This window comes from Halolamina pelagica (assembly GCF_001307315.1).
Taxonomy (GTDB): Archaea; Halobacteriota; Halobacteria; order Halobacteriales; family Haloferacaceae; genus Halolamina; species Halolamina pelagica_B.
Genome location: NZ_LGUC01000002.1, coordinates 269,522 through 296,144, shown reverse-complemented (window position 1 = coordinate 296,144; position 26,623 = coordinate 269,522). Strand labels below are relative to the sequence as shown.

The following is a 26,623-nucleotide window of genomic DNA, read 5'->3' as shown; positions in this document are numbered from 1 at the left end:
TCACGACGATCAGTCCGCTCCGCAGTTGGGAGCACAGTCCCGACGATACGCAGTTGCTCCAGCGGCTCGACGAGTACCCGGTCGCTGCATGGCTAACCCGAATACCCCGCGCCGCCGGGGACGGTTGAAGCAGTCGCTCAAAGGATGGTTTGTGCTTACAGAAGATACTCCACAGCACCTCCTGAATCGACGCGTATGGACCGTCGCCGATATCTCGCCGTTTCGAGCGCCCTCCTCGCCGGTGCCCTCGCGGGTTGTACAGCCCCCGCGGCCTCGCAAGCCGACGTCAGCGCGAGCGCACCGTCCACACCTGCCCTCCAGCCGGACGTCGACAGCGACACGCTCGACGAGTTGGTTACTGGAACGAACACGTTCGCGTTGGACCTGTTCGACGAGCTCCGCACGGCTGCTGAATCGGAGAACCTGCTGGTCTCGCCCATCAGTGCCACAATCGCGCTGGCGATGACGTACGCCGGTTCCAGCGGGACCACTCGCGAACAAATGCGGGCGTCCCTCGGCTACACAGTTGCCGACCACCAGCTCCATGCGGCGTTCAACGAACTCCAGCGAACGCTGTCTGGCCGCGACGACGATCTCGACGGGGAGGACCTCCCGTCAGACTACGACGAGGGCGACGATCCCGTTCCCTTCCAGCTCTCGCTCGTCAACGCCATCTGGGGCCAAGCGGGGTTTCCGTTCCGGGACGAGTACCGAACCACGCTGGAGAACCACTACGGCGGCGGCCTCAATCAGGTCGATTTCGTCGAGAATCCGGACGGTGTCCGCGAAGCCATCAACGCCTGGATCGCCGACCAGACCGATGACCGGATCGAAGCGTTGCTTCCGGCGGATTCGATCACGTCCGAGACCGTGCTCGTCCTGACGAACGCCATCTCCTTCATGGCGAACTGGCGCCACCCGTTCGACGAAGACCAAACTGAGCCGGCCGAGTTTACCGCGCTCGATGGCTCGACGAGCACAGTCCAGATGATGTCCCAGGACGTCCAGGTCCCGGCGGCGACCGTCGACGGAGCCCAAGCCGTCGAACTACCGTACGTCGGCGGGACGACGGGAATGCTCATCGTCGTCCCGCCCGCTGGCGAGTTCGCGGCCTACGAACGATCGTTCGACGGCGAGCAGCTCGGCCGGATCGTCGACGCGCTCGAACCGCAGCGTGGCTACGTCAACCTCCCACGGTTCGAGTTCGACTCGTCGTGCAAGCTGGAGCAAGCCCTGGAGGCGCTGGGCATGACCGACGCGTTCGACCCGGACGCGGCGGACTTCTCGCGGATGGCCGATCTTTCCGAGACCGGGGGCAACCTCTTCGTCGACCAAGTGTACCACGACACGTCCATCAGCGTCGACGAGCAGGGCACCGAAGCAGCAGTGGCGACGGGATCAGTGGTGAATCTCGTGTCGCTCCCGCCGACGGTACTCAACGCGAATCGGCCATTCCTCTTCGTGATCCGAGACCGGCCAACCGGGACCGTGCTTTTCACGGGACATGTTGTCGACGCCGGCGCTGCACAGGAGTAGGCGGTTCAGCCGCGGCCCCAAGACGTGCTGCAACGCCGCTGGAGACAGTGAACCGCCTCGGGGGGAAGCCCCGAGGCAGTCGCCTTGCACCACCTGTACACCCCGCTCCCGAACTCGATGTCGGATTCCTCGCTGCCGATCCCTGTCTCCAGTATCGTGTCCCCGCCGTGATCGAGTTCATAGCCGAATAGTCGGCGGTTTCTCGTTCGTTTCTCGAAGCGGACGGGCCCGATGCTCCGCCCGCGCGTATTCGCGCACGCGCGGGAAGAACTCATAAGTCTCCATCCCTTACTTGAGGCAATCAATGGCTCGTGCCCGCGGCGCCGCCCTCGTGATAGCCGTCCTCCTCGTGCTCGCCGGGATGCCCGGACTGACCGCCGGGACGATCCCTGATAACCGTGTGACGATCACCGATGCGACCGTCTCGCCGGGGACGCCCACGGCGGGCGCCCCGACGACCATCGCCGCGACGGTCCAGCTCTCGGCCGGCAGCACCTCCGCAGCGACACTCGAACGCGTCGAGATCGTCGGCGGTGACGGCGAGAGCCTCGGCACGGCGACGGATCTCGGCTCGCTCTCGCCCGGTGAGACGCTCTCGGTCCCCGTGACAGTCCGCTTCCCCGATCCGGGCGCGCGGAACCTCACCGTTCTCGCGACCGTCTCCGACGCCGACGACGAGCGCACGACCGTCCGCCGACCGCTGTCAGTCGTCGTCGAGTCCGGCGCGCCACAGGTCGAGACCGACCTCGACGGGCTCGTCGCCGGCGTCGACTCCCCTGCCAGCGTGACAGTCGCGAACCCCGCCACCGCCGCCCTCCGGAACATCTCCGTCACCGTCGCCGGCGTCGACGGCGACCGGACCCGGCGGACGATCCCCACCCTCGCCGCCGGGGGAGCGAGACGCTGAACTTCAGCCTCCGGGCCGACACCGATGGCGAGCGTGACCTCGCGGTCGAAGTCACCTACACTACCGCCGTCGGGACGCAGGTGACGGAGCGTTGGGAGCGCTCCGTCGACGTCGCGACACTGTCCGACGACGTGGGCGTCCGCGTCGAGCGGGCAAGCGCCGATGGGGGGACGGCGGCTGACGGCGGTGGCGCCGGCGGGATCGCCGGCCTCGCGGGCGCGCTCGGCGGCGGCAACACGCTCCAGTCCGACAGCGAGAGCGACGACGGGCAGCAGGCGGGTGCGGTGAGCGTGACGGTGACGAACTTCGGCAACGCGCCGATCGAGAACGCGGTGCTCGTCCCCCGACTCCCCAACGGGAGCGGGGTGGCGGAACTGGGCCGGATCGCCGTCGCCGACGCTATCGCCCCCGGTGATGCCGAGAGCGTGACAGTCGATCTCTCGGGTATCGGGGCCGCGTCAGTCGAGTTCGCAGTCAGGTACGAACTCGACGCCGAGGAGCGCGAGGTGACCCGACAGTACGGGCTCGACCGAGAGACGGGGGCGGTGTCGCTCACGGGGTTGAACGTCAGCCTCGACGGCGACCGACTGCGGCTGTCGGGCAACCTCGGCAACGTCGGCGACGGCGAAGTGAGCGGTGTCGTCCTCGGGGTCGCCGAGAGCGAGTACGCCGCGCCGGCGTATCCAAGCCGGGACCAGTTCCTCGGCACTGTCGGCCCCAGCGAGTTCGCGCCGTTCGAACTGACCGCACGGGTCGACGCCGCGAACGCGACGAGCGTCCCCGTCGAGGTCACCTACACGACTGCCGGGGAGCGCCGGTCGACGACCGTTGAGGTGGTCCTGCCGCAGGACACCGGCCGAACCGGAGGCGGTTTCCTCGGCGGGCTCGGCGGGACCGTCGTCGGTGTCACCCTCGGGGTGGTGGTCACCATCCCGCTGATCGTCTTCAGCGCCAATCGGTACCGATGAGCGGCGACCACGAGGCCGCAGACGGAACGGCCCACGCCACGGCACCCGACGACGATCCACCTCCGCTTCGGCTCGACGGCGTCACCAAACAGTACGAGGGGGCGGCGGCACCGTCACCGCACTCGCCGACGTGAGTTTCACTGTCGAACGCGGCGAGGTCACGGCGGTCATGGGCCCCTCGGGTTCGGGGAAGTCGACGATGCTGAACATGCTCGGGCTGCTCGACGACCCGACAACTGGCAGCGTCGAGCTGCTCGGAGAGCCGGTAGCCGACCTCTCGGCGGCCGAGCGGACCGACGTGCGCCGCGAACGCGTTGGTTTCGTCTTCCAGGACTTCCACCTGATCCCGACGCTGTCGGCTGTCGAGAACGTCCGGCTGCCGACGCGCTTTCTCGACGCCGACTACACCGACCGCGCGGCCGACCTGCTCACGCGGGTCGGGCTCGGCGATCGGCTACGACACACGCCCGACGAGCTCTCGGGCGGGCAGAAACAGCGCGTCGCGATCGCCCGCTCACTGATCAACAAGCCCGACGTGTTGCTCGCCGACGAGCCGACCGGGAACCTCGACCGGGACACCGGCGAGGCCGTACTGGACGAGATCAACACTATCGCCGACGGCGGCGTCGGCGTGGTCGCCGTCACCCACGACGAACTCGTCGGGGAGTACGCCGACCGCACCGTCGAACTGATCGACGGGGTGCTCCATGACTGAGACAGACCAATCGGGGGACGATCCCGGGGTCCGCGTCCCGGAGACCGAGCCCGCGGCGGCTGACCCCACCCTGGGGAATCGGCTGGCCCGGCGGTTCCCGGCCGCATCGCTCGCGCTCCGGAACCTCTCCCGACAGCGACTGCGAGCTGGACTGGCAACGCTCGGCATCGTCATCGGGGTGTTCGCAGTCGTCACGCTGGGGATGCTGGGGACCGCGCTCCAGACCGCCGCGCTGGCCGAACTCGGCGGGCTCGGCAATCAGGTGATCGTTAGCCCCGCCGACGGCGGCGACGGGCTCGGTGCCCGCGAGCTGGGGGCGATTCGGCAGGCGGCCGCCGGCGGCGGGACGGTCGTCCCGCTGAAGTCCGGCGGGGCGAGCGTCTCCGGGCCGGACGGGCAGTCCTTCGCCCAACTCTACGGGACGACCCAGCCCGCCGCCCTGTTCGGGGTCGACGGCGTTCCCGAGTACCACCGGCAGGGCGCCGTCGTCGGCGACGAACTCGCGGAGGGGCTGGGCGCACAGGTCGGCTCGACCGTCGAGATCGAGGGGAACCGCTACCGGGTCGTCGCCATCATCGACTCCGGGGGACGTTCTCGCCGATCCGACCCGGCTCGGCGGTCGTGCTCCCGCCCGGGGAGTTCGTCGCCGACAGCTACTCGCAGGTCGTGGTGCAGGCCAACTCTGCCGACGACGCGCGGGCGATCGCCGACGGCGTCCGCGAGCGGCTGAACACCCGGGAGGAGCGGGTATCGGTGCTCTCGCTGACGAGCGTGCTCTCCCGGATCACGGAGTTCTTCGCACTGCTCAACGGGTTCCTGCTCGCGGTGGCGGGTATCTCGCTGGTCGTCGCCGGCGTCTCTATCTTCAACGTCATGCTGATGACGGTCTCCGAGCGCCGCGGCGAGATCGGGGTGCTCCGAGCGGTTGGGATCCACCGCAACGAGGTGTTGCGGACGCTGCTCGTGGAGGCGACGCTGCTCGGCGTCGGCGGCGGCGCGCTGGGGAGCGTCCTCGGTGCGGCCGTCGTCGTCGGGATCGCGCTGAACACCCGGCTCCCCTGTCGGCGGTGTTCGTACCGACCAACGGACTCGTCGCCCTCGGCGCGTTCGGCTTCGGGGTGCTGATCGCGCTCGTCGGTGGACTCTACCCCGCCTACCGCGCGGCGTGGGAGCCGCCGGTGGAGTCGCTCAGGGGGTGAGCGCGCAGTTCCTGGGTCATCCGGAACCGCTCGGCACGACTCTTGCATGGTAACGCGAACCGTGCCCAACCGACGGACGCTATGGTATCCGTCGAAATCGAGTGGTCTGGGATCGCAGGACCGTCAGTTCAGTACAGCCGCCAGAGCAGCGATCTGATCTTGTAGCTGAGTGACCCGTTTTGGTAGCCTCGCCAGCCGCTCATGCCGCCGGCGAGAGTGGTCGCCTCGTACCCCTCGTCGACGAGAATGCGGGTCGCCCGCTTCGCAACGACGCCCATCTTACAGACGGTCACGATCTCCCGGTCGCTTGGGAGTTCATCGAGTCGCTGTCGGAGCGCATCCTCCTCGCCAGCGCGCAGGTCGTCGTACACCGGAAGGTTGTGACTTCCGTCGATATGCTGGGCTTGGTAGGCTTCACGCGGGCGAATATCCAGGACGAATGGCTGCTCTTCCTCTGGCACCGTGTCGAGGTCGTCCGGGCGGATTTTGCTCATCGCTACGGCTTGTGCATGGCGTCGGTAAAGCATGCCGACCGTCGGTCACCTCCCTCAACAACCGACGGTAGTCGATGTGGGAGTGCTGGCGAACGAGGTCGCGGTAGAGTTCGCCGACGCGAGTATCGCGGAGTTGGATACACGCATTGTCGTGACGCGCTTGCTCCGCTTCTACACCAGTCTAGTACAGTGCGCGATTCCGTGAGTGGATCGTGCTCACTCGCAGAAAGCACCCGCCACGAGCAGTGGAAAGACGAGTGTCGCTTCTGCCTCGACCTGTGTGTAATTCGTCTGCTCGTCGTCTTTGATCTTCCCCCACGATACTGCCTCGTCTGGCGGCGCTCCAGAGAGCGACCCATCTCCCTCCATGCCAGTCGAGATGTAGACGACGTAATCCGCCCCACCCCGGAACAGGTTTGTCATGATCGCATGATGTTTCGGGACTCCCCCACCGACTGCGATCAGGCCTGTGGTGTCAGCGAGCATTCCATCCTCGATAAGCGAGTCATAATCGTCGAGGATCTCGATGCCAACCTCCGAGTCGTATCCCTGTCTGTAGTAGTAGAGGAAGTTCCCGATCTCGGCGTCTGTCAGCGCCGGACAGTACACGGGGACGTCGTTGTCCGCTGCTTGCTTTAGCACCGAATTCGGGTCGTCGAGCGTTTGCCCCAGCTCACTGGCAAACGCCGTCGGCGTTCGAACCTTCTCCTCGGCGAAGAAGTCATCAAAGAAATCGTACAGGTACTCCTCCAACCAGACGTATCGATCGGAGGGGACGAATAGGTTTCCGAGGCGGTTGATCCCCCGTTCCCGGAGGGCGGCTTCGTCCGCATCCCACTCCCCCATTTTGAACGGCTTTGCCGTCTTGATAACATCCTCCGCTAGCGACCCTGAGGTCGTAATAAGCACGTCGACGTACCCCTCCCGGACCAGATACGCGACGACCTCACGCAGCCCCGATGAGATGATATTCGACGTACACGTGAGATAGATCGTGGCGTCGTCGTCTTGCATTTGTTCGGCGATCTCGACCGCCTCTGCGAGTTGGGTTGCCTGAAAGCCAGTCGTCGCATAGGCGCCCAGCATCTCCTGAAAATCGAATTCGCCGCTGAAGTCATACCCCTCCACGTCCGGCGTATCCAGTTCTTCGTCACTTCCGGGAACAACGTGCTCGTGTGAGTCTCCGTCCATACCGGTGATTCGCGGGGCGTCTGTTTGAACCGTTCGAGACTGATTGATGAGGACTGCTCGAGTCCGGGAGACGAATGGCGAACCTTTGGTACCGTGCACATCCGACAACCTGAATTTCGTGCACGAATTTGGCGTATCCGAGGGATCTGACCGCCAGTAGTTGAGGCTGGCCGTCTCAATGCATATACTGTCGCAGAACCGTCTTCGGTGCGCATAGCCCGTATCGTCAGCTCCATCCCGACAGCATTATATGAGGAACTGTTCAATTATGCATCTATGAGTTCACAAACGGAGCGACTCGAGCGCCTCATCACCGAGGAAAGTGGTGGGTGCTGTGACGTCGATATCGATGGCCGACTCGATTCGTTGCGATCGTATCAGTCGGACACGCCTACTCATCCCGAATCCGATCTTACCGCCCTCAAGACGTTGGGGAACGACACGCGATACACCATCGTTCGGTTACTCGAGGCCGCAGATCAGGAGTTGTGTGTCTGCGAAATCAATCCGATCGTCGACGTGAGTGACAGTGCGGTCAGTCACGCCCTTTCGGACCTCTACGATGCCGGGCTCGTCACGCGACGAAAGGACGGGACGTGGCGGTACTACGGGACGACCGACCGGGCCGAGGCGCTTCTGACGGCTCTCGACGAGACGCGGGGGCCGACCGATGACCGACAGGCAGGGTCGTGTCACGGTGTGCGTTCAGAATGCGGGGCGATCGCAGGTGGCGACTACAGTCGCCGAACGCGGGCGGAAGCGTCGAGAGCTTGACGATGTCGACGAGATCGAACAGGAGGTGACCACGAATGTCTGAGCCAAGCGACCCTTCGACGGAGTCGGGGCTTGACGCCCGGACCCAACGGAAGGTTGTCCGGGAACGGTACGCTCGCATTGCTACCGAGGGGAGCGATGCCGAGAGTAGCTGCTGTTCGAGCGATAGTTCCTGTGGCAGTCCTGACGAAGAATCGACCTCCAGCGACGAGACGGCCCGGCAACTCGGGTACTCCGATGGCGACCTTGAGAGCGTCGACGGGAACGCAAACTTGGGGTTAGGATGTGGGAACCCGCAGGCGATCGCGTCGCTGAATAGCGGTGAATCGGTACTCGATCTCGGGTCGGGTGCGGGTTTCGACTGCTTCCTCGCGGCCCAAGAGGTCGGTGCGTCGGGCCGCGTGATCGGCGTCGACATGACGCCCGAGATGGTCGAGAAGGCGCGTGCGAACGCCAGTCAAAACGACGCCGAGCACGTCGAGTTCCGCCTCGGCGAAATCGAACACCTCCCGGTTTCTGACGACAGCATCGACGTGATCATCTCGAACTGCGTCGTGAACCTCTCGCCGAACAAGCCCCAGGTGTTCGACGAGGCGTTTCGTGTTCTCCGACCGGGCGGGCGACTCGCAATTTCGGACGTCGTTCTGACAGCAGCGGTGCCAGACGAAGTTCGAGCTGACCCGGACTCGGTGGCATCCTGTGTCGCTGGCGCTTCGACCATCGATCGGCTCGAATCAATGCTCACCGAGACGGGGTTCGAATCGGTGAGTATCTCGCCGAAAGACGATAGTGACGAGTTCATCCGCGACTGGGATGACGACTACGACGTGAGCGAGTTCCTCGTCTCTGCGAGTATTACCGCTCGAAAGCCGGCGGTCGACGACACCTAACGGCTCTACCCCCAACCGCTGTGCCCACAGCACTCGGACCCAACGCTAACCCGATGCTATTTTCCAGACGCCGATTGTACCCTGATGATCACCGGGCAGAACGTCACCTGAGAGGTCCTCACGTACCTCGTCACAGTCGGGGTCGCTGACGAAGGCCACGAACTCCGGTGCCTCAGCCACTCTTGCCAACATCAGGATTCAGGGACTGATCAGATGGTCCCGGGACCAGCCAGGCCGGCACGACTCGCGTGAGGACAACCATCCCGGTCAGCTCGACGGGTGTCTGGGTGACGACGAACGCCTCGATGAACGGTCTAGCGTCGACGAACGTGGCCACCTGCTCGGCGTCCCCATCGGTGATTCTGGGCCGCGTTCCCAAACCAGGGCGCTTGCTTCCGACGACTGTAGGACCATCCGCGAGCGCGAGGTTCCACGGATCTGCAACGGAACAGCCGACAAGGCTGCGTTCGAGCTACGATACAACGAGGCCCAACCAACCCGTAGTTCACATACGTTAATGACATACCGGCCTGTACACGTACTGGACAATGGTTGACCCGCCGTTCGAGTACAGCGAGTTCGACGAAGGGCGGCACGTAAACTACTGGACGCTAAACCCGGCGCTCCAAGACGAGGCACGACGACTCTATCCGGAAGACGAGTTCGAGTGGGCGGCAGCGAACCTGGCAGCGTTCGGGGGTCTCGTCGGGGAGCCCATCGCCGACAACGCCGACCGAATCGACACGCACAGCCCCGAACTCCGGACTCACGATAAACACGGGCAGTTGTTGAACGAGGTCCAGTACCACCCGGACCAGCACGAAAACGAGCGCCTCATCTACGAACACGGCATCGTCGCGGACGCATTCACCGCGCCGCCGGGGCGAGACGATCCGGTCGGCTTGCTACACACGCTCACCGAGCAACTGCTGTTGTCGTATGCCGACACGGGCCTGGTCTGTGCCCAATCGATGACGGCGGGGGCTGCACTCGTCCTCAGAAATCACGACCACGCTGGCACGTACAGCCAGTACCTCGACGCGCTCACCACCCGCGACTACGACAGCGCCATCGAAGGCGCGATGTTCATGACCGAGGAGCAGGGTGGCAGCGACGTCGGTGCGACCGAAACCGTCGCCGAACCAGCGGCCCAATCACCCCCGGGACCGAAGGCGATGCCGCGGGTTCAGCAGTTCGGACGGCACAGGACGGCGGGGACCTCGAACAGCGAACGTACGAACTCACCGGCGAGAAATGGTTCTGTTCGAACATCGACGCCCAGGCGACGCTCACGCTCGCTCGGCGACCTGACGCCCCCGACGGAACGAACGGCTTGTCGCTATTTCTCGTTCCACACGAGCTCCCCTCCGGCGGGCTGAACGACCAGCGGTACCGCCGCCTCAAGGACAAACTCGGCACGAAAAGCGTCCCGACCGGCGAAGTCGAACTCGACGGAACGACCGGCTATCTGGTCGGCGAACCCGAGCGCGGGTTCAAGTACATGACGACGATGCTCAACTGGGAGCGCGTCACGAACGCCGTCGGCGCCGTCGGCATCATCGGCCGGCTCCTCCTCGAAAGCAAAATCCAGGCGGCCACCCGCGAAGCGTTCGGCCAGCCGATTCAGGAGTTCCCACTGATGCAGCGCGACCTCGTCGAGATGGCTGTCGACCACGAAGCGACGCTTGCGTTTGCGATGGAATCGGCACGGTGTCTCGATCGGTACGAACGCGACCACGACGACGAGAACGCGTTCAGGCTGATGCGGCTGTTCGCGCCGGTGTCGAAGCACGTCACGACCCGTACAGCCGTCGAAACGGCGTCGTACGCCATGGAGATCCAGGGCGGCAACGGCTACGTCGACGACTTCGTGACGAACCGGCTCTACCGAGACGTACAAGCACTCCCCATCTGGGAGGGCACAGCGAACATCCTCGCCCTCGATGTCCTCCGCGCGATGGAGTCGGAAGCGGCACACGAGGCGCTCATCCCCTACGTTACCGGGCGCCTTGACGGAGTCACCCACCCATTCCTCGATCCGCTACGAGAGACGGTTGCGTCGGAGTTCGAGGAACTCCAGGCTGCCCTTCTCGAGTTAGCCGTCGCTGAGGATGACACGGCGCAGTACGCGGCCAAAGACGTCGCCGAATACATCTACGACGTGGTGACCGCGGCGCTCCTCCTGGAGCGCGCACAGGACCACCTCGACGATGGAGACGCACGAAAAGCCGTTGTTGCGAACCTCTTCGTCGACCGCACGCTCACCCCACAGTCCTCGAGCCGCATCCAAACGGACACGACTCCAGCGATGGAGTTCTTCGACGCCATCGTTCGCTACGACAGCCTCGACGAAACCGCAGTTCCCGACACTCCATTCAGCACGTAACTAGGCACACCATTCCCGCAGTTATCGAACGTGTGTCCTGGCCCACAACATGTTACGCTCCGCTCCGCTGTTCTGCGACCGGGGAAGGTAACGGCGACCCATTGAGGCCGATTAACCAACAAACCGCGCCCGTTCCGGAGCTACTGTTGGTTAAGGGAGAGCTGTCTCTGCACTCATCAGCTGGGTGCCGGCGCGAATCCGCTCACTCGACAACGGTGGAGTAGGTTTGAACCAGTGGTGGGCCGAGCATGTCGGGAGATTAATACAGCTATTTCGAGTAACACCCCGTATGTCCGAGTCGCCGTCCATCGATCCAGCAACGATAGACTGGCTAACTATCGACGAGGACGAAGAGATCGTTTGGTCCGGGAAACCGCACGAGAGTAGCTTGATTCCGGCGCTTGTCGTCGGGCTGCCGCTGTCGCTTCTCCTCGTCGGGCTGTTCATCATTGCCGGGGCGTATTTCCAGCGGGAGAATACGCAGTACGTCGTGACGACGGACGGGCTATACAAGAAAACGGGCGTTCTCTCACGTGACGTCCAGCGCATCGATTTCGGAAAAGTGCAGAACACGTCGTACAGCCAGGGGTTCTTCGGCGCTCGGTTCGGGTACGGGAACGTCGATGTGTCGACGGCTGGCGGGTCGGGTGTCGAAATGCAGTTCCGGTCAGTCCCCGAGCCCCGGGAGGTTCAGGAGCTCATCAACAAACGGGTGAAGAGCAGCCGTGGTGACCGGACGTCGGAGTCCGCCGAAACGAAGCGTGACGTGCTCGACGATATCCTCGTCGAACTCCGCGAGATTCGCGGGACGCTCGAAGCACAACAGGAGACGGCAGGGGCGGCGTCGACGAAGTCGTCCACCATTGGGGATGCGACAAACGACCACTCGACTGGCGAGGACGACGCGGCCCGAGCTGAGTTCGAGGGGAGCGATCAGCGGGCAGAGAACTCGAGCGTTGAGGACGAGTCAGGTGAGCCACGGTAGCCAGTCATGACCGAGTCAATCGACCCAGCGATCCCGATCGACAGCGCTGAATCCGTCGAGTGGGCCGGCCGCCCACGAATCACGACGATCTTACCAGCAGTCGTCGTGGGTGGGCTCCTCCTCATCGCCGGCATCGCCGTCAGTGTCGTCGGGGAGTCCCCGCTGTTCCTGGCCGTCGTGCCGTTCGGCGTGGCGATCCCGCTGTGGCGGTACTTCGCGCTGCAAGGCGTACAGTATCTGATAACGGACGAGGCACTGTACGAGAAACGCGGCGTGTTGACCCGCTCCGTGACGCAGGCAAACCTTGAAACGGTCCAGAACAGCTCCTTCGAACAGGACATCACCGGGTCAGTCTTCGGGTACGGGTCAGTTACGTTCGAGATCGCCGGCGGGGACGATCTCTCGTTCCGAGCGATCGAGGACCCTCGTTCGATTCGGGCCCTCGTCGATCGAGCAGCGTCGAACAACGACGGGCTCAGTGGGGGCGATACGGTGGAACCCGACATCCCGGGCGATCTGACCCAGTGGCAGCAAATCCGCGACGAAGTTCGAGCAGTCCGGCGTTCGCTCAACGGATAGTCGGCCGCGAACGGCAGCGGGGTGTTGATGGCCCTTCTCCGCAACCTGATCAGTACAGATTCGATATGGTGTATGGTAACACTCCCTACTCAGATTTTTACTGTCGTCTCGACTACTACTGATCGAGGTGACGATGACGTGCGAACACGACACTCCATGAGCGTGCTTCTCCCCGGGCAGGGGACCCAGTTGCCCGACCGCGGTCCGGTCGGTGCCTGTGGGTTCCGAGCCCGATTCACGCGCGTCGTCGTCCCCCCGTCGAGTGGGCGATCTAACGCGGCTCGTCCCCGACGGCCCCGTCCCGACCCTGGCTCGCTTGAGCTTGGATGCCCGGGTAGTTCCGGGACGGCGACGTGGCATCGCCCTGCTGACGCACGATGCACCCCTCCACAGACGATGTACCCACCAACGCAGAAGATCGACCGCCGACCGTATCGCAACCCGCCCACTCTCGGAGTGGCGCTGCTGATGGCCGCTCTGCCGCTGGCAGTGCTGTTCGTGGTGGCATTCCCTGCGGTCGCGACCGGCTTCTTTGCCGGCGCGGCTATCAGGACGGCACTGCCCCCGTAACCGACAGACGGTTGAAGCAGCACTCGATTCCCTCATTTCGGATGCCGCGATGGGACGTGAACTCCGACAGGTCTAATTTTCAGCAGAATGCGGTAAAGCCGTGGAGATACACGAACCGGAGAGCGCTGCGCAGGTTCGGGCCGGGCGGGAACTGACGGTTCGGGCCTGGGCGGAGGGCTACGGGGATATCCTCTCGACGGAAGCGCTATCGACCATCGAAGAGGTGATGCTCGACCAGGACTTCGAGCAGGAACTCGCGGAGTTCACCGGGACGGGGATCGATAACCGGGCGTTCGTCGCGGTCGCCGACGACGAGCCGGCGGACTCGCCGGCAGTCGTCGGGTGGGTGACCCTGCTGTGGGATGCCGAGTGGACCAACGAGTTCGTTGGCGAGGACGAGGCCGAGCTTCGCGCCTGTTACGTCGACCCCGACCACCAAGGGACCGGCGTCGGCGCCGCCCTGGTCGAGACTGCCCTATCACACGTTCCGGAAGGGTGCGAGCGTCTCGTCCTGGAGACCTTCGAAGCCTACGACGGGGGCCGTGAGTTTTACGAGGCCAAAGGCTTCGAACAGCGCGGGACGGGCGAGATCGTCGTCGTCGGAGAGCAGAACCCGTCAGTCATCTACGAACGGGACTGCTGAGTACGATGCCGTACTCCGCGGTCCGGAGCTACAACGGGACGTTCACCCTAACAGCGCGTTTTCGGCGCGTGCTGTATCGCCCCCTAGGCGGGCGGTCCAGCCTATTTAGACGGGTATCTGTCAGTCGTACCACTCGATCCAGCGGCCGTGTTGTTCATACCGACCAAGCTGAACGGTGTCCCCATCGGGGAACCGTGTGAGTTCGAGCCCGAAGGTGCCGGACGTATCAGTCTCGCCATCGCCAGACAGCCACCACACTGGGCGGGTTTCGCCGATGGTCGCGAGCGCTCGGTGGAGGGTGCTCCGCTGCGCTTCTGAGAGCTGGTAGAGGAGTGCCGTATGATACACCACAAGTGCCCCATCGGCAGGCATCGAGCCCGCGTGATTAACGAGTGTCTCAACTGCGTCGTCAGCGACGACCTGTGGCGGGTTGGCCCGGGCTTGTTTGAGGGCCGCATCAAGTAGGGAGAGCCGCTCAGGATGCTCCGGCCAGACTAACGCTCGAAGCCACGCAGCGTCACTTGGGTCCGTCGGGTCAAGCGGGTTGAGATCGATACCTAGACGCGCGTTAACGGCTGGTGGGCTCTGTTGAAGCGGCGGCGACCCCGCTCGGACAGCGCTTTGTACGGTCACTGCTGAGTCCGTCGCCCCGATCCGGTCGGAGTCGTATGTGTACCCATAGCGGTCCCAGTTCAGGTTTAGCCCTGCACTCGCGCCGAGTTCGAGCAACACTAGCGGCGTCGACGTTCGTTGGTCGATGTAGCAGAGTGCCGGGTAGAGCCCCGCACAGCGGCCGACGGCGTTCGACTGCGTACGTCGGTTTCGTAACAACGGGATCAAGTCGTCAGTGTGTGTCACACAGAAGTCGTGGAAATGTGGATACGCCCCAGCCGGATCTTCCGGTGACTCGGTGAGAGTCGGATAGAACTGTGCGAGTGTGTGATCGGCACCATCCAGCAGTAGATAGTGGACCGCACTCAACGTGACGTGGGGTGCCCATCTATCTCTCGGCACTTCCTCTGCGAGTTCGAGCAACGTCGGATCCTCGGCAATACCCCGACAGAGGGTCTCGTACAGCGGGGAGCTATCCCCGGCCCAGTCTGCTAGCGTTCGAAACGCTTCGGGGAGATCCATGCCCACGGTAACTCAGGCACATCGGAAAACTTTGAGCCCTATCGAACCCCCGGAACCGCCCTCTCCTTCTCACACGTTGGCGTGCGGCGGGACACTGAACAACCATCCCGCGCTCGACCACCTCGGTAAATCGGGGCATGACGTGGAACAGCTGGATCCCCCAACCGGTTCCCACCATTCGTCTCGATTCATTTCCGTCTCCCGGTGGGGGAGACCGACTGAGCGAACTGAGGCTACCGGCCTTCCTCGAGGCGTTCCCAGGTCTCGTCAGGCAGCCCAGCGGCACGGACACGGTTCCGAACCGCGTCGATGTCGTAGTCGACCCGGCGGAGGTCGGCCGTCTGGTCGTCGATATCGACAATCGCGTAGGCGGCGCCTGGCTCGCCATCCCGGGGCTGCCCAACGCTGCCGGGATTGACGACGAGTGTGCCGTCGACGGTTTCGGCGCCCTGGACATGCGTGTGTCCCATCGCCAAGAGATCGGTATCGACGGGTGCCCCGACCGTGGAGAACTCGTCGGGGTAGACGTAGCGGTCCGTGTGAGCGGGATCGGGGTGGCTGTGGGCGACGGTGATCGAATGATCCGGGAGCTTTCGGCGCTCCGGGAGCTCGGTCAGCCACGTCCGTTCGTCGTCGCCCAGTTGGTCGTACGTATGTTGCAGGCCGGGACCGGCGGTTGGGTGGCCACTGTAGCGGTCGGGCGTGTTGGCTTCCCTGTCGTGGTTGCCGGCGACGCAGTGATCGGCGTGCGCTCGTACGAGCGAGACACAGGCCTTCGGATCTGGGCCGTAGCCAACAATATCGCCGACGCAGATCACCGAATCGACTTGTTCCGAAGGCAGATCAGAAAGCACTGCCTGGAGCGCGGGTTCGTTCGCGTGAATATCCGAGAGGAGTGCAACACGCATCGATATCTACGCCTTGGTGGGTGGGTACCATGAACCCGACGGCGTCGATGGGTCCCTCAAGTGGACTACGCAGCTCCAGACCCCCGCTTTCAGCGGCGTGAGAGCGGTCACACGCTGCATCGCGAGATCCGGCCAACCCGTTCGTCAGACCATCCCGATAGTCACCATCGCCTCGCCCACTACCCCTGTCGAAGGGGCGTTCCTGGCGACGATCCGCAAAGGGGCCGTCGACGGCACTCAGGGGGCAGTAGCACTCCGTAGCGGGCTGGGTCGGACTCGTCCGATAGCTCCGCTCGAAGCCGATTCCCCCTCGAACACTGCTGAGTCCGTCCCACCCCTACTTGACAACGTCAACGTCCGTAAACTCGAACCGTGCCCCGCCGCCATCGGCGTCCCTGACCCGGACATCCCACCCGTGCGCACTGGCGATCTCGTGGACGATATTTAATCCGAAACCCGTGCCATCCTGCGTCGTTGAATAGCCGGCTTCGAACACGTTCGCCCGGTCGGGTTCAGGGATCCCCGGCCCATCATCCGCCACATAGAACCCGTCCACTAAATCCCCGATCGTTACGGTCACATCGCTGCCACCGTGTTCGACGGCGTTTCGAATGAGGTTCTCCAGTAACTGCTTCACCCGTCCGGGATCTGCCCGAATCGTTTGCTCGGATTCCACGACGAGGTCGCCCGCCGCTGTATCGACGTTCCCCAACACCTGCTCGCTGTCTCACCTAACGCGACCGTCTCGAGAGTGTCGACCGTCTTTCCCTCTCGGGCTAACGTCAACAGGTCTGCGATCAACGAAAGGCTTCGGTCGATTGCCTTGTTCGCTGCCGAAAGATGCTCAGACTCTGTTTCGTCCCGTGCGAGTTCGATCCGTCCCTGCGCCACGTTAAGCGGGTTCCGAAGGTCATGCGAGGCGACTTGCGCGAACTTTTCGAGTTGTTCGGTCTGTCGTTCCAGTTGCCTCTCGCGCGACAGTCGCTCGATCGCGTTCTCGGTGTGAGTGATCAACAGTTCAGCTAACTGGCGGTCGGATTCCTCGAACGCGCCACTCTCCCCGGAGACGGCCTGAAAGTTACCGTAGTCCCCGATCGGAACGCTAAGCAAGGAGCCGTAGGGGCCTTGCGGCTTGGCGTCGGGATGCCCAGGCAAGTCATTAATCAGGAACGTTCGCCCCGTTCGATAGGTTTTGCCGCCAATTCCCTCATCGACGGACATCTCCGTTACCCCTCCCGGCGTGATCCCGGACGAGGTAGCCGTCGGATCGAGTACCCCGTCATCTTCGATGCTGATGATGCTCAAGTCGAACTCGAGAATATCTTCACTGGCCTGGATCGTCCGTGAATAGACGTCGTCGACAGTGTCCACCGTCGTCAGCTCGTTGACGAACTCGTGAAGCGCAGTCAGTTGATGTTCGTACTCTTTCCGAGGGGAGATGTCCCTACCAATGCCGGCGATCCCGATCACGTCCCCGTCCGAATCAGTGACTTGTGAGCCGGTGAACTCGTACGGGATCCGGTCGCCGTCGGCGGTGAGCAGCTCCGATTCGATGACTCCCTCGCCTGTCCGCATCGTTTCCTCCAGTGCCTGTTCAATGCGTGATAGCTCATCCGCAGGCAGAAAATCAACAACGTTCATCTCGGCGAGCTCGGCGTCGGAATAGCCCGTGACCGCAACCGCTCGCGTGTTCCAATGGCGGAGGTCACCATTCGGGTCGAGCACGTAGAAGATGTCGTCTAGCACATCGACGGCGTGCTCGAGGAACTCCGCTTCCTCCTCTAGCGCGTGGTCTAGATCATCAAGGTTGTCAGCATTGGTCACACGGTTTCACTATATATCGCTACTTCTACATGGAGTTAATATCGTCGGTGAGGAGGACAGGATACGGTCGTCTTCACCCGTAGTCGCATCGCTAACTGCCAGGCAGCCAATATTGGTTGGCAGCGGGAACCCACTAACGGAAAATACGTTTCGAACGATCGCCCCGCCTCGATCAGGAACACGCCGTCGACGACATCCCCGCTAGACCCCCAGATGACGGCGATCCCGGCCGTCGCGACGACAGCGAGTAGCAGCTGGAGCGGGCCGCCGACTCGCAGGAAGTCGGTGAACTCGTAGCCACCCGGACCGTACACCATCAAGTTCGTCTGGTAGCCCACCGGCGTCATGAACGACGTCGACGACGCGAACATCACCGCGAGCAGGAACGCGAACTCGTTGGCGCCGAGCCGTGCGGCCGCGTCGACGGCGACCGGGATCATCAGCACCGCCGTCGCGACCGACGTGATGACGCTCGCCAGAAGGCTGGCAACGAGGTACAGGACGAACAGCACGCCGAGCAGCGGGAGGACGCGCTCGGTCGCGACGAGCAGTTCCGAGATCACCGCCGCGCCGCCTGTCGACTCCAGCGCGATCCCGAGCGGGATCACGCCCGCCAGCAGGAAGATGACGTTCCAAGAGACGGCGTCGTAGGCATCCGCGGTCGTCAGACAGCCCGTGACCACCATCGCGACGACGCCGGCGAGCGCCGCGATCACGATCGGGAGGAGGTCCAGCGCGGCGGCACCGACGACGCCGCCCAGGATCCCGACAGCCAGCGGCGTCTGCGGCGAGAGCGGGGCGAGCTCGTCGATATCCGTACTCATCAGGTGGTCGAGCGCCCGCTCGTCGGCGATGACGAGATCGCCCGTGTCGGTGAAGTACCGGATCGACGCGGGGGTCGTCCGCACGAGCAGGAGATCGCCCGCCTGCAGCGTGCGGTCGGCGAGCTCCGTCCGGAACAGGTCGCCCCCGCGGCGCACGGCGAGCACGCTCGTCTCGTGGTAGTCGTGGAGCCCGGTCTCGCTGACGGTCTCGCCCACGAACGGCGAGTCGTCCGGGACGACCGCTTTCGCGAGCGTGCCGTCGGTGGCCGCCGACTCGAACGTCTCCCCAGTCACCGCCTCGCGGGCGCGGTGGGCGAGCCCGGCCGCCTCGCGGAACCGGTTGACCGCCTGGACGGAGCCGTGGACGACCAGCACGTCACCCGCTTCGAGCACGCGGTCGGAGTGTGGCCCCGCGTAGGCGGAGCCGTCGCGGCGGGCCTGCAGGATCCTGACCTCCGGATGGGCGGCGTCGAACGCCTCGACGCTCATGCCGACGGCGGCGGATTCCGGTCGGACGGCCATGAACGTGAGGTAGTTGTCGAGATCGAACTCCGTGACCGGGTCGCTGTCCACGGCCACCCGTGCGGGCGTGAGTCGCCTGCCGACCGTCAGCAGGTACGCCAGGCCGACCCCGAGCAGGACGACGCCGAGGCTCGTGAACTCGAACATCCCGATGCCGTCGCGGCCGTCGATGAGCAGCCGCGCGAAGTCGCCGGCCAGAATGTTCGTCGACGTTCCCACGAGCGTGAGCGTGCCGCCGAGGATGGCGGCGTAAGAGAGCGGCAGGAGGAGTTTCGACGGGCTGATCTGCGCGTTCTCGGCGAGATCAGTGACCATCGGGATGAAGACGGCCACGACGGGCGTGTTGTTGACAAAGCCGGCGATAGGCCCGGTCGTGCAGACGGTGGCGACGAGCGCGCGGAACTCCCGGCCGGCAGTGAACCCCGCGAGGTAGACGCCCAGCCGCTGGACGATCCCGGTGTTCTGGACGCCCGCGCTGAGCATGTACATCGCCATGATGGTCACCGTCGCCGGGTTGGCGAACCCCGAGATCGCGGCGCGGGTGCCCACACCGGTCCACGGTTCGAGGATGACGAGCGCGGCAACCACGCTGATCGCGGTAACGTCGTTCGGTACCACCTCGGTGACGAACGCCACCAACACGGCGAGAATGAGGAGGAAAACGACGGTCACCCCCGACAGTTCGACCGGCATGGCTGGCACGACTCGGGACGGTCCCTTCACTGTTGCCCTCCACCGGGGCCGTCGAGGCCGGCGGGCGCGAGCCATCTGCCAGCCGGTTGCGTGTCTCTCTCGCGTCGATAGTCGGTATCCGGATGCGCAGAACCGCCGGCAGTCTCCCTCCCCCTCCGGTGCTCTCTCAGCGGCTGCGACCCAGAGGGTAGTATTTTCGCGGCTCCCTCCGTACGGACAGTATGGATACGGGTTTTCGTTCACAAGCAGACGCGGAGGTGTCGGTCGCCGACGAGCCGATCGCCATCCAGACGACGGGTTTGACGAAACGCTACGGCGAGGACGTGCTGGCCGTCGACGGGGTCGACCTAACGGTGTACGAGGGGAGATATTCGGCTTCCTCGGCCCCAACGGCGCCGGCAAGTCCACCACGATCGACGTGATCATGGACTACGTCCGGCCGACGGCCGGGACTGCGACGGTGCTCGGGTTCGACGCTCAGCAGGAGACGCGGGCGATCCACGAACGGGTCGGCATCCTCCCGGACGGGTACGGGCTCTACGACCGGCTCTCCGGCCGAAAACATCTCGAGTACGCGATCTCGCTGAAACGAGCGAGCGACGACGTCGACGACCTCCTCGATCGAGTCGGCCTCGACAAGACGGCTGCCGAGCGGGTCGTCGGTGGCTACTCGAAGGGGATGATGCAACGGTTGGCGCTCGCGATCGCGCTCGTCGGCGATCCGGAGCTGCTCATCCTCGACGAACCGTCGTCGGGACTCGACCCCAACGGCGTTCGCCTCGTCCGGGAGATCGCTCGTGATCACGCCGACCGGGGGAAGACGGTGTTCTTCTCAAGCCACATCCTCAGCCAGGTCGAGTCGGTCTGTGATCGCGTCGGCATCCTCAACCGTGGCCAGCTCGTCGCCGTCGACTCGATCGACGGGCTCCGCGACGCGCTCGGCACGGGATCGACGGTGACCCTCACGGTCGATGCCGTGCCGGACTCGCTGACGCTTGCGGAGATCAACGGCGTCTCCGAGGTGGCCGTCGACGACCGAACCATCCGTGTCCGGGTCGACGAGGCGACGGCGAAAGTCGACGTGATCGACCAAGTACGGAGCGACGGGGCGGCGGTACTCGACGTGACGATCGAGGAGTCGTCGTTGGAGGATCTGTTCAGCGCCTACACCGGCGACGCGCCCCGCCAGGGCGACGCCCCGGAGGGCGAGCGATGACGCCCGAGCCGATCTGGCTGACGATCGCCCGCAAGGAGTTCGCCGACGCGCTCCGGTCCCGAATGATGTGGGGGATCGTGGCCATCATCGCGGTGATGACGTCGCTGTCCGCGGGCATCTCCCTCCTCGTTCCTGGCGCCGACGGCGGTCCCGAGATGGCGATCGGCGGCGCCTCGCAGTTCGCGGGGATTCTCGTCCCGATCATGGCGCTGATCGCCGCCTATCTCGCGATCGCCGGTGAACGGGAGTCGGGTAGCCTGAAGGTGATTCTCGGGCTCCCGCCGTCACGGGGCGAACTGCTGTTCGGGAAGTTTCTCGGCCGGAGCGGCGTGGTGGCGATCGGACTCACGCTCGGGTTCGTCGTCTCCGGCGTCGCCACGGCAGCGCTGTACGGCGGTCTCCCCGTGAGCGCGTTCGCCGGGACGACGGCGTTGACGGTGCTGCTCGGCGTCGCGTTCGTCGGCATCGCGATCGGGATCTCCGCCGTCACGTCGACGCGCTCGCGAGCGATGACGCTGGCGATCACCGCCTACCTCGGCCTGACGCTGCTGTGGGATCTGGCGCCCAACGCCGTTCACTTGTTGGTCACCGGCGAGATGCCCGGCCAGGAAGTCCCGGCGTGGTTCCTGCTCCTCCAGGGGTTCAGCCCGACCGGCGCGTACAACGCGCTCGTCCAGCGGCAGTTGCTCGGAGCCGGCACTGCCGTGGAAGCACGACTCGGCGGCCCGGCGCCGGCGTACCTCGACCCGGCGGTGTTCCTCGGCATCTTGGTCGCGTGGGCCGTCGTGCCGCTCGCCGTCGGGTATCTACGGTTCCGTCGTGCGGACCTGAGCTAGGGTTTCGGGGCCCTGTGGCTATATACGGTTTGTCAGCATAGAACAACTATGTCGTCACAACCCTTCATCGACCAGGAATCGGGCGAGTTGGACCTCGGTCAGATCCGCGCGGAGCTGTTCCCGCTCGCCGCGCTCATCGTGCTGTTCGGGGCGGCGGCAGTGCTCGTGTTTTTGCTCGGGCTGCTGGCCGGTGGCAGCACGGTGTTCGCGGGGCTGTTCACGATCCTCTCGCAGTTCGTTCTCGCTCTCGGCACCGGGATCGTGTTGATCTACGTCATCGCGCGTGGCATCCAGCTCGCCGACGAATAGCGCTCCGGGCCCATCGCGTTTCAGTCCACATCCCTCACCCGGCCACCAGGGCGATCGCGACCGCCTCACGGTAGCACGCGATCGCCAACAGGAGGTAGCCGCCGACCAGCAGCGCCCACTCCCCGCGCGTCAGCGACCAGTCCCTGGGAGAGCGGACGCGTTCGAACTCCTCTTTCCACCGCGGCCCGGACTTCTGGTGCCAGACCATCACGCCCCGCGTCGCGACGACGATCGCCACCATCGCCGTGATCTCCATTGGGCCGCTGCGCTCGACGAGAACGGCCAGGGACGGCACGATACGCTCGCCCGTCCCGATGGCGAGCGAGCCGGTCCCCCAGACTGCGCCGTAGCGGGGCGCCTGGACGACTTGGACGACGTAGCCGAGCGGCGTGTGCACCGACCGGAACGTGTTCGCGGCGACGGCGACCAGGGAGATCGCTACGTTCCACCCGAACAGAGTCAGGAACTCCCGTGAAACTGAGCCCGCGTACGCCCGCGAGGCGGTGGGGTTCCCACCACGGAGAATGCCCTGCGGGAGGAACAGGTAGCTGAGAACCCACGCCGTCGTGAACACGCCAGCGACGACGAGCCAGAGGGCGACGAACCGGACGAACACGTCGTCGTGATTGATGTACCGCCCGAGCCGCGTCGCGAGCCGCCCGACCGGGCCAGTCGCGTGTTCCGGAGCCATACTGCCACCAGTTGTACGCTGTTGACAAATACGTGGCTACGACCCTCCCGGGATGGTGACGGGTTCGAACCGCTGGAGGCCGAAGTAGCTGTTCAGGACGGCACCGAACCCGACCACGGCGAGGGCGACCTGGGCGATCCCGCCGAGATACGGGACGGCGCCCAGGAGTTCGAGGAGGAGCAGAAAGGCGCCGATGCCGGCGACCGTCGCGACGCCGTCGCGCTCGATCGGGAGCCGCGTCCCGATGAGGTAGCCGAAGGCGGCCTGCCCGTAGAGGATGACCAGGAACTCGGCGATCAGGCCGACGATAGCCAGCGGGAGCAGGATCAGGGTGAACGCCATGTACACGAAGAGGACGAGCAGACTCGTCGCCCCGAGGCTGCCGACGGCGCCACTGACGAGCGCGTGGTCGCTGATGGCCGCGCCGACGTTGGCGACGACGCGTGGGTGTCGCTCGACCAGCCACCAGCCGAAGGCGGCGAGTCCGAGAAACTGGAGGAGGAACCCGCCGACGCGCTGGGTTGGCGAACTCGACGGCGTGGGAGGTTCGAACTGCGACACTCGCCCGACCGATGCCTCGGGGCTGACGGTCGCCGACCCCGAGTACGACTGGACGGTTCCGGTGACGGTCGCGCCATCGCTGACCGAAAGGTTGCCGTTGAGCAGAGTCACGTCGCCGTCGACCGTGCCGTCGACGGCCGCAGTGCCGCCGATCACGTACACGTCACCGTCGAGGGTCGCGTCGTCCGGGACGGTAGTAGTCCCGCCGGCGACGACGTGGACGTCCGCGCGCGTGTCGACCTCGTGGTCGCCCTCGAACGTCACCGACATCGCCCCCACGTCACCGCCGCCGATCGAGACCAGCAGGAGGACGACGACGAGCAACGGGATCGCTTCTGTCGGTGTCATGCGCCCACCTCCCCACCCGCCCGGGCGAGATCGACCATCCGCCTCGCGTACAACCCGACCGCGAGCCCGAACAGGAGCAGCAAGGAGAGCGCTTGCACCACGTTCAGGTGTGAGAGGAGGGTGAGTTCGGCGGCCTGGAAGTACAGCGCGAGCGCCGTGCTGGAGAACGTGGCGAGCCACCCGGCGACGCCGATCCCGATCGCGGCGTGGGTACCGATCGTCTCGGGCGTCGAGAGATCGGGCCAGAGCGCGAAGTTCAGCGTCGTGTAGAAGCTGACGGCGATCGCGTACAGGGCGGGGTTCAGCGGCGAGGTCCCGTCGCCGGCGATCGAGGGGAACACCGCGGCGAACCGCAGGTCGGAGGTGTACATCACGTGCGTGAGGGCGAACAGCGCGAACGTCCAGAGGAAGATGCGCGAGAGCGAGTAGTTGGCGTAGATGACGCCGGCCAGCACCGCCCCGACGACGTGGGCGACGGCGATGAACAGGCGCGTCGAGAGCTGGGGCGACTGCCAGGAGCTCAACAGGAGCGAGGGCGTGTCGATGATCCGGAGGAAGCCGAGACTGTCGATGAAGAACACGCCGAACATCAGGACGACCGGAACGACAAACGATAGCTGCCGCGCTCGAACCGGCTCGTCGTCACAGAACCGCCCAGTGCCGAACGAGTCGGACTGCGACGCCAGGGCGTCGAGGATCGCGTCGAGGCGGTCGAAGCTGGTAAACGAGAGGACGGCCAGCACGACGATCCCCGGCGCCATCGCGACGACCATCAGCCGACTGAACACGTCGATCGACCACGAGAGCGGGATCGCGTTCGCGATAAAGTACGCGATCGCGGTGATCCCGGCGGCGACGTAGCCGCGGTCCGGGACGGGCACGAGATCGATCGCGAGCGCGAACGAGACCGGAAAGCCGACGCCGAGGCCGATCGACGCAACGACGATCCAGACACCGAACGCCGGAACAGTGCGGATCATCGGCGCGACGAACGTGAGCACGAACTGGACGCAGACGACGCCGAACAGGAGCTGCAGTTTCGTGCGGAACTGGTTGCTCCATCCCCGTCGATCCATCGTCACGCCAGTCAACACGGCGACGACGAGCGTTACCAGCGCGAGCGTCGCCATCCACATCGAGACCGCGGTCTCGGACAGCCCGACGAGGCGGGTGCCGAGATCGATCAGCCCCAGTTGGACGAACGTTATGTTGTAGTAGTAGCCGGCGACCATCAGCGCGACGAACAGCCCGTAGCCGGCCACTGTCGGCCATCGACGCCGCCGGAGATGCGTGAGAAGCTCCATTCGGTGGGTCTTGCTCCGTGGTCTCGTCGCACATGTATTAAACACGGTGCCGGATTCCGCGATGTCGAGGCGCTCGCGCGCTCCTGTCGTCGGTGGACCAGCGCAGAAAGCCGCCTACGTCGGCGCGTCGGCGTCGCCGTGCGCTCGCGCCGGGCCGAAGCGCCCCGGGATCGCGCGGACGAATCGCGTGACGAGGGCGAGCCCAGTGGCACTCAGCACCGCGAAGATGACGATTTGCGGGAGGGGACCGGCTGGCCGTCCCGGAGCAGGAACACGATCATGGCGAGCACGGCGAGCCCGAGCGTCGTCCCCTTGACGAGGAGGACGCCGGTGAACACGTAGCCCCACACGCGCTGCTTCCAGAGCAGCGCTGCCGAGAGGGCAAAGGCCGGAACGACGACGGCCAGATCCATCGACTGGATCACGGGGACCGGCAGCGTCGTTTCGGCGATGCTCGGGGGTCTGGTGCCGGCGAGGCTGGCGGGGCCGACCTCACCGAGCCACAGGAGCGCGACGAGCCCGGCGACGAGGAGTTGGAACGCGACGTAGCCACGAACCGGGTGGTCGTCGAGTGCGGCCTGTAGCGCCGACGGATCGACGCGGGTGACGCCGCCGATCAGCGTGAACAGCGACAGCCCGAACAGCGCGACGTACACCAGATACAGCTCGTTGAACGCGGTGAGAAACGCGTAGGACGCGTACGTGTAGAGAACGTAGCCCGTGACCCCCAGCCAGACGACGTAGCCACGAAGTGAGCCCGAGTACGCCGCGTAGAGGCTGCCGGCGAGGGCGGGCACGGCGACGACGAGCGTCAGGAGGTCCTGGCCGTACAGTTGGGGAAGGAGCACCGGCGCGTCCCGGTAGAACCCCGGGACGAACAGCCCGACGACGGTCGCGACGACGGCGAGAACGAGCGTGAGCGTCGACGCCACCACGTACGGGCGACTGAGCCATCCGGGTGACTGTGTCGTGGTCATCTTCCGGCTGGCTCCGCCTCGTCCGGCGGCACGCCCAGTCGCCCTTCGACGAACGACGCGACATCCGCCGCGAACGCGTCGACGGCGTTCCAGTCGGTGAACTCGACATCACTCGATGTCGACGTTTCCTCCTCAAGCAGATCTTTCGCGATCCGCTTCATCATGAGGCGTTTGAGAAAGCCGTACTCGGAGAACCGGAGCGCGCCGCCGAACTGTGCGATCCGGTCCGGATGCCATCCGGTATCCGAGATGAACGTCTCGACGTAGCCGGCAGCCGCTTCGCGGTTCTCCTCCGTCGCCGACGACAGCGACACCTGGAAGAACGCGGTCGGCATCTCAGCGAGCGCCTCGTGGTGCTCGCTGACGAACTCGCGAAGGTCGTCCTGGTGTTTGCCGACGTGGATCGACCCGCCCACCACGGCGGCGTCGTACTCCCCTAGCGAGAACGCGTCCGGGGGTCACGGACGTTCACGGTCGTCGGCTCGTGGCCCCGCGCATCCAGCGTGGCGGCGATCTGCTCGGCGATCTTCGCCGTTTGCCCCTCACCAGTCCCGTAGAGTATCAGAATGGCGCTCATCTGTGTGTACCTCAGCCGAAATATCGTGCGGAAGTACATTAACAGTAGCTGTCCCCTTGCTC

Annotated in this window: 22 protein-coding genes and 8 pseudogenes; 17 read left to right on the top strand and 13 right to left on the bottom strand. The window is 65.0% G+C overall.

Annotation, left to right across the window (positions count from 1 at the left end; genetic code table 11):
* Positions 1–195: 195 nt before the first annotated feature.
* The 6 genes and pseudogenes from SY89_RS15155 (at position 196) to SY89_RS19375 (ending at position 5,251) form a co-directional block, all read left to right on the top strand.
* Positions 196–1,536 carry a serpin family protein gene (locus tag SY89_RS15155; RefSeq protein ID WP_054584978.1) on the top strand — a complete coding sequence of 447 codons (1,341 nt, stop codon included), beginning with the start codon at positions 196–198 and terminating at the stop codon, positions 1,534–1,536.
* A 304-nt stretch (positions 1,537–1,840) separates the two neighbouring features.
* A complete protein-coding gene (locus SY89_RS15145) occupies positions 1,841–2,443 on the top strand; it encodes a COG1361 family protein (protein ID WP_054584976.1) in 603 nt (200 codons plus the stop codon).
* A gap of 80 nt (positions 2,444–2,523) precedes the next feature.
* On the top strand, positions 2,524–3,411 hold the full coding sequence (locus SY89_RS15140; protein ID WP_054584975.1) for a COG1361 family protein: 888 nt from the start codon (positions 2,524–2,526) through the stop codon (positions 3,409–3,411).
* A pseudogene (locus SY89_RS15135) lies at positions 3,408–4,126 on the top strand (ABC transporter ATP-binding protein). Before SY89_RS15140 ends, SY89_RS15135 begins: the two are co-directional and overlap by 4 nt.
* Positions 4,119–4,856, top strand: a complete 738-nt coding sequence (locus SY89_RS19380) for an ABC transporter permease (protein WP_321163921.1) — start codon at positions 4,119–4,121, stop codon at positions 4,854–4,856. Before SY89_RS15135 ends, SY89_RS19380 begins: the two are co-directional and overlap by 8 nt.
* Positions 4,796–5,251, top strand: coding sequence for an ABC transporter permease (locus SY89_RS19375; protein ID WP_321163920.1), 456 nt, complete (start codon positions 4,796–4,798; stop codon positions 5,249–5,251). The genes SY89_RS19380 and SY89_RS19375 overlap by 61 nt, the downstream gene beginning before the upstream one ends.
* A gap of 202 nt (positions 5,252–5,453) precedes the next feature.
* Here SY89_RS19375 and SY89_RS15125 read toward each other — a convergent pair whose 3' ends face one another.
* Positions 5,454–5,819 (bottom strand): rhodanese-like domain-containing protein, encoded by a 366-nt coding sequence (locus SY89_RS15125; protein ID WP_054584974.1) that lies wholly within the window; start codon positions 5,817–5,819, stop codon positions 5,454–5,456.
* Positions 5,820–6,035: 216 nt separating this feature from the next.
* Entirely contained in the window at positions 6,036–7,010 is a 975-nt protein-coding gene (locus SY89_RS15120; RefSeq protein WP_054584973.1) for a deoxyhypusine synthase, read from the bottom strand.
* Positions 7,011–7,286: 276 nt separating this feature from the next.
* Between SY89_RS15120 and SY89_RS15115 the strand changes: the two are divergent.
* The 3 genes and pseudogenes from SY89_RS15115 to arsM all read left to right on the top strand — a co-directional run.
* Positions 7,287–7,670, top strand: a pseudogene (locus SY89_RS15115) (ArsR/SmtB family transcription factor); the annotation flags it as partial.
* A gap of 10 nt (positions 7,671–7,680) precedes the next feature.
* Positions 7,681–7,800, top strand: a pseudogene (locus SY89_RS19760) (low molecular weight phosphatase family protein); the annotation flags it as partial.
* Positions 7,801–7,819: 19 nt separating this feature from the next.
* Positions 7,820–8,674: an arsenite methyltransferase gene (arsM, locus tag SY89_RS15110; RefSeq protein ID WP_054584972.1), complete on the top strand. Its 855-nt coding sequence runs from the start codon at positions 7,820–7,822 to the stop codon at positions 8,672–8,674.
* A gap of 172 nt (positions 8,675–8,846) precedes the next feature.
* Here arsM and SY89_RS16855 read toward each other — a convergent pair.
* Positions 8,847–8,975 (bottom strand): annotated as a pseudogene (locus SY89_RS16855) (arsenic resistance protein); the annotation flags it as partial.
* A 247-nt stretch (positions 8,976–9,222) separates the two neighbouring features.
* Between SY89_RS16855 and SY89_RS18860 the strand changes: the two are divergent.
* The 5 genes and pseudogenes from SY89_RS18860 to SY89_RS15090 all read left to right on the top strand — a co-directional run.
* Positions 9,223–9,681, top strand: a pseudogene (locus SY89_RS18860) (acyl-CoA dehydrogenase family protein); the annotation flags it as partial.
* Positions 9,633–11,060, top strand: a complete 1,428-nt coding sequence (locus tag SY89_RS15105; RefSeq protein WP_321163925.1) for an acyl-CoA dehydrogenase family protein — start codon at positions 9,633–9,635, stop codon at positions 11,058–11,060. The pseudogene SY89_RS18860 and the gene SY89_RS15105, both read left to right, overlap by 49 nt.
* 289 nt (positions 11,061–11,349) lie before the next feature.
* Entirely contained in the window at positions 11,350–12,045 is a 696-nt protein-coding gene (locus SY89_RS15100; RefSeq protein ID WP_054584971.1) for a PH domain-containing protein, read from the top strand.
* A 6-nt stretch (positions 12,046–12,051) separates the two neighbouring features.
* Positions 12,052–12,624, top strand: coding sequence for a PH domain-containing protein (locus SY89_RS15095; protein WP_054584970.1), 573 nt, complete (start codon positions 12,052–12,054; stop codon positions 12,622–12,624).
* Between the two features lie 670 nt (positions 12,625–13,294).
* The gene (locus SY89_RS15090) at positions 13,295–13,837 is read left to right on the top strand and encodes a GNAT family N-acetyltransferase (RefSeq protein WP_054584969.1); all 543 of its coding nucleotides are present in this window, start codon (positions 13,295–13,297) and stop codon (positions 13,835–13,837) included.
* 120 nt (positions 13,838–13,957) lie between these two features.
* Here SY89_RS15090 and SY89_RS16280 read toward each other — a convergent pair whose 3' ends face one another.
* From SY89_RS16280 to SY89_RS15065, 5 genes are all read right to left on the bottom strand, one after another.
* Positions 13,958–14,971, bottom strand: a complete 1,014-nt coding sequence (locus tag SY89_RS16280; RefSeq protein WP_080506778.1) for a DUF2332 domain-containing protein — start codon at positions 14,969–14,971, stop codon at positions 13,958–13,960.
* Between the two features lie 233 nt (positions 14,972–15,204).
* Positions 15,205–15,879 carry a metallophosphoesterase family protein gene (locus SY89_RS15080; RefSeq protein ID WP_054584967.1) on the bottom strand — a complete coding sequence of 225 codons (675 nt, stop codon included), beginning with the start codon at positions 15,877–15,879 and terminating at the stop codon, positions 15,205–15,207.
* A gap of 337 nt (positions 15,880–16,216) precedes the next feature.
* Positions 16,217–16,516, bottom strand: a complete 300-nt coding sequence (locus SY89_RS18855; RefSeq protein WP_054584966.1) for a sensor histidine kinase — start codon at positions 16,514–16,516, stop codon at positions 16,217–16,219.
* A complete protein-coding gene (locus tag SY89_RS18850) occupies positions 16,513–17,703 on the bottom strand; it encodes a PAS domain-containing protein (RefSeq protein ID WP_054584965.1) in 1,191 nt (396 codons plus the stop codon). Before SY89_RS18850 ends, SY89_RS18855 begins: the two co-directional genes overlap by 4 nt.
* A gap of 35 nt (positions 17,704–17,738) precedes the next feature.
* Positions 17,739–19,742 carry an SLC13 family permease gene (locus SY89_RS15065; RefSeq protein ID WP_080506777.1) on the bottom strand — a complete coding sequence of 668 codons (2,004 nt, stop codon included), beginning with the start codon at positions 19,740–19,742 and terminating at the stop codon, positions 17,739–17,741.
* A gap of 221 nt (positions 19,743–19,963) precedes the next feature.
* Between SY89_RS15065 and SY89_RS15060 the strand changes: the two are divergent.
* The 3 genes and pseudogenes from SY89_RS15060 to SY89_RS15050 all read left to right on the top strand — a co-directional run bounded on the left by SY89_RS15060 (position 19,964) and on the right by SY89_RS15050 (position 22,103).
* Positions 19,964–20,958: pseudogene (locus SY89_RS15060) on the top strand (ABC transporter ATP-binding protein).
* Complete coding sequence (locus SY89_RS15055) at positions 20,955–21,794, top strand: ABC transporter permease subunit (RefSeq protein WP_054584964.1); 840 nt, start codon at positions 20,955–20,957, stop codon at positions 21,792–21,794. Before SY89_RS15060 ends, SY89_RS15055 begins: the two are co-directional and overlap by 4 nt.
* Positions 21,795–21,842: 48 nt before the next feature.
* Positions 21,843–22,103 (top strand): hypothetical protein, encoded by a 261-nt coding sequence (locus SY89_RS15050; protein WP_054584963.1) that lies wholly within the window; start codon positions 21,843–21,845, stop codon positions 22,101–22,103.
* A 34-nt stretch (positions 22,104–22,137) separates the two neighbouring features.
* On the opposite strand, the gene SY89_RS15045 is transcribed toward SY89_RS15050, so the two are convergent.
* The 5 genes and pseudogenes from SY89_RS15045 to SY89_RS15025 all read right to left on the bottom strand — a co-directional run bounded on the left by SY89_RS15045 (position 22,138) and on the right by SY89_RS15025 (position 26,561).
* A complete protein-coding gene (locus SY89_RS15045) occupies positions 22,138–22,794 on the bottom strand; it encodes a hypothetical protein (RefSeq protein ID WP_054584962.1) in 657 nt (218 codons plus the stop codon).
* A 36-nt stretch (positions 22,795–22,830) separates the two neighbouring features.
* Complete coding sequence (locus SY89_RS15040) at positions 22,831–23,703, bottom strand: bactofilin family protein (protein ID WP_054584961.1); 873 nt, start codon at positions 23,701–23,703, stop codon at positions 22,831–22,833.
* On the bottom strand, positions 23,700–25,007 hold the full coding sequence (locus SY89_RS15035) for an MFS transporter (protein ID WP_054584960.1): 1,308 nt from the start codon (positions 25,005–25,007) through the stop codon (positions 23,700–23,702). Before SY89_RS15035 ends, SY89_RS15040 begins: the two co-directional genes overlap by 4 nt.
* A gap of 114 nt (positions 25,008–25,121) precedes the next feature.
* Positions 25,122–25,984: pseudogene (locus SY89_RS15030) on the bottom strand (hypothetical protein).
* Positions 25,981–26,561 (bottom strand): annotated as a pseudogene (locus SY89_RS15025) (flavodoxin domain-containing protein). The pseudogenes SY89_RS15030 and SY89_RS15025 overlap by 4 nt, the downstream one beginning before the upstream one ends.
* Positions 26,562–26,623 lie beyond the last annotated feature (62 nt).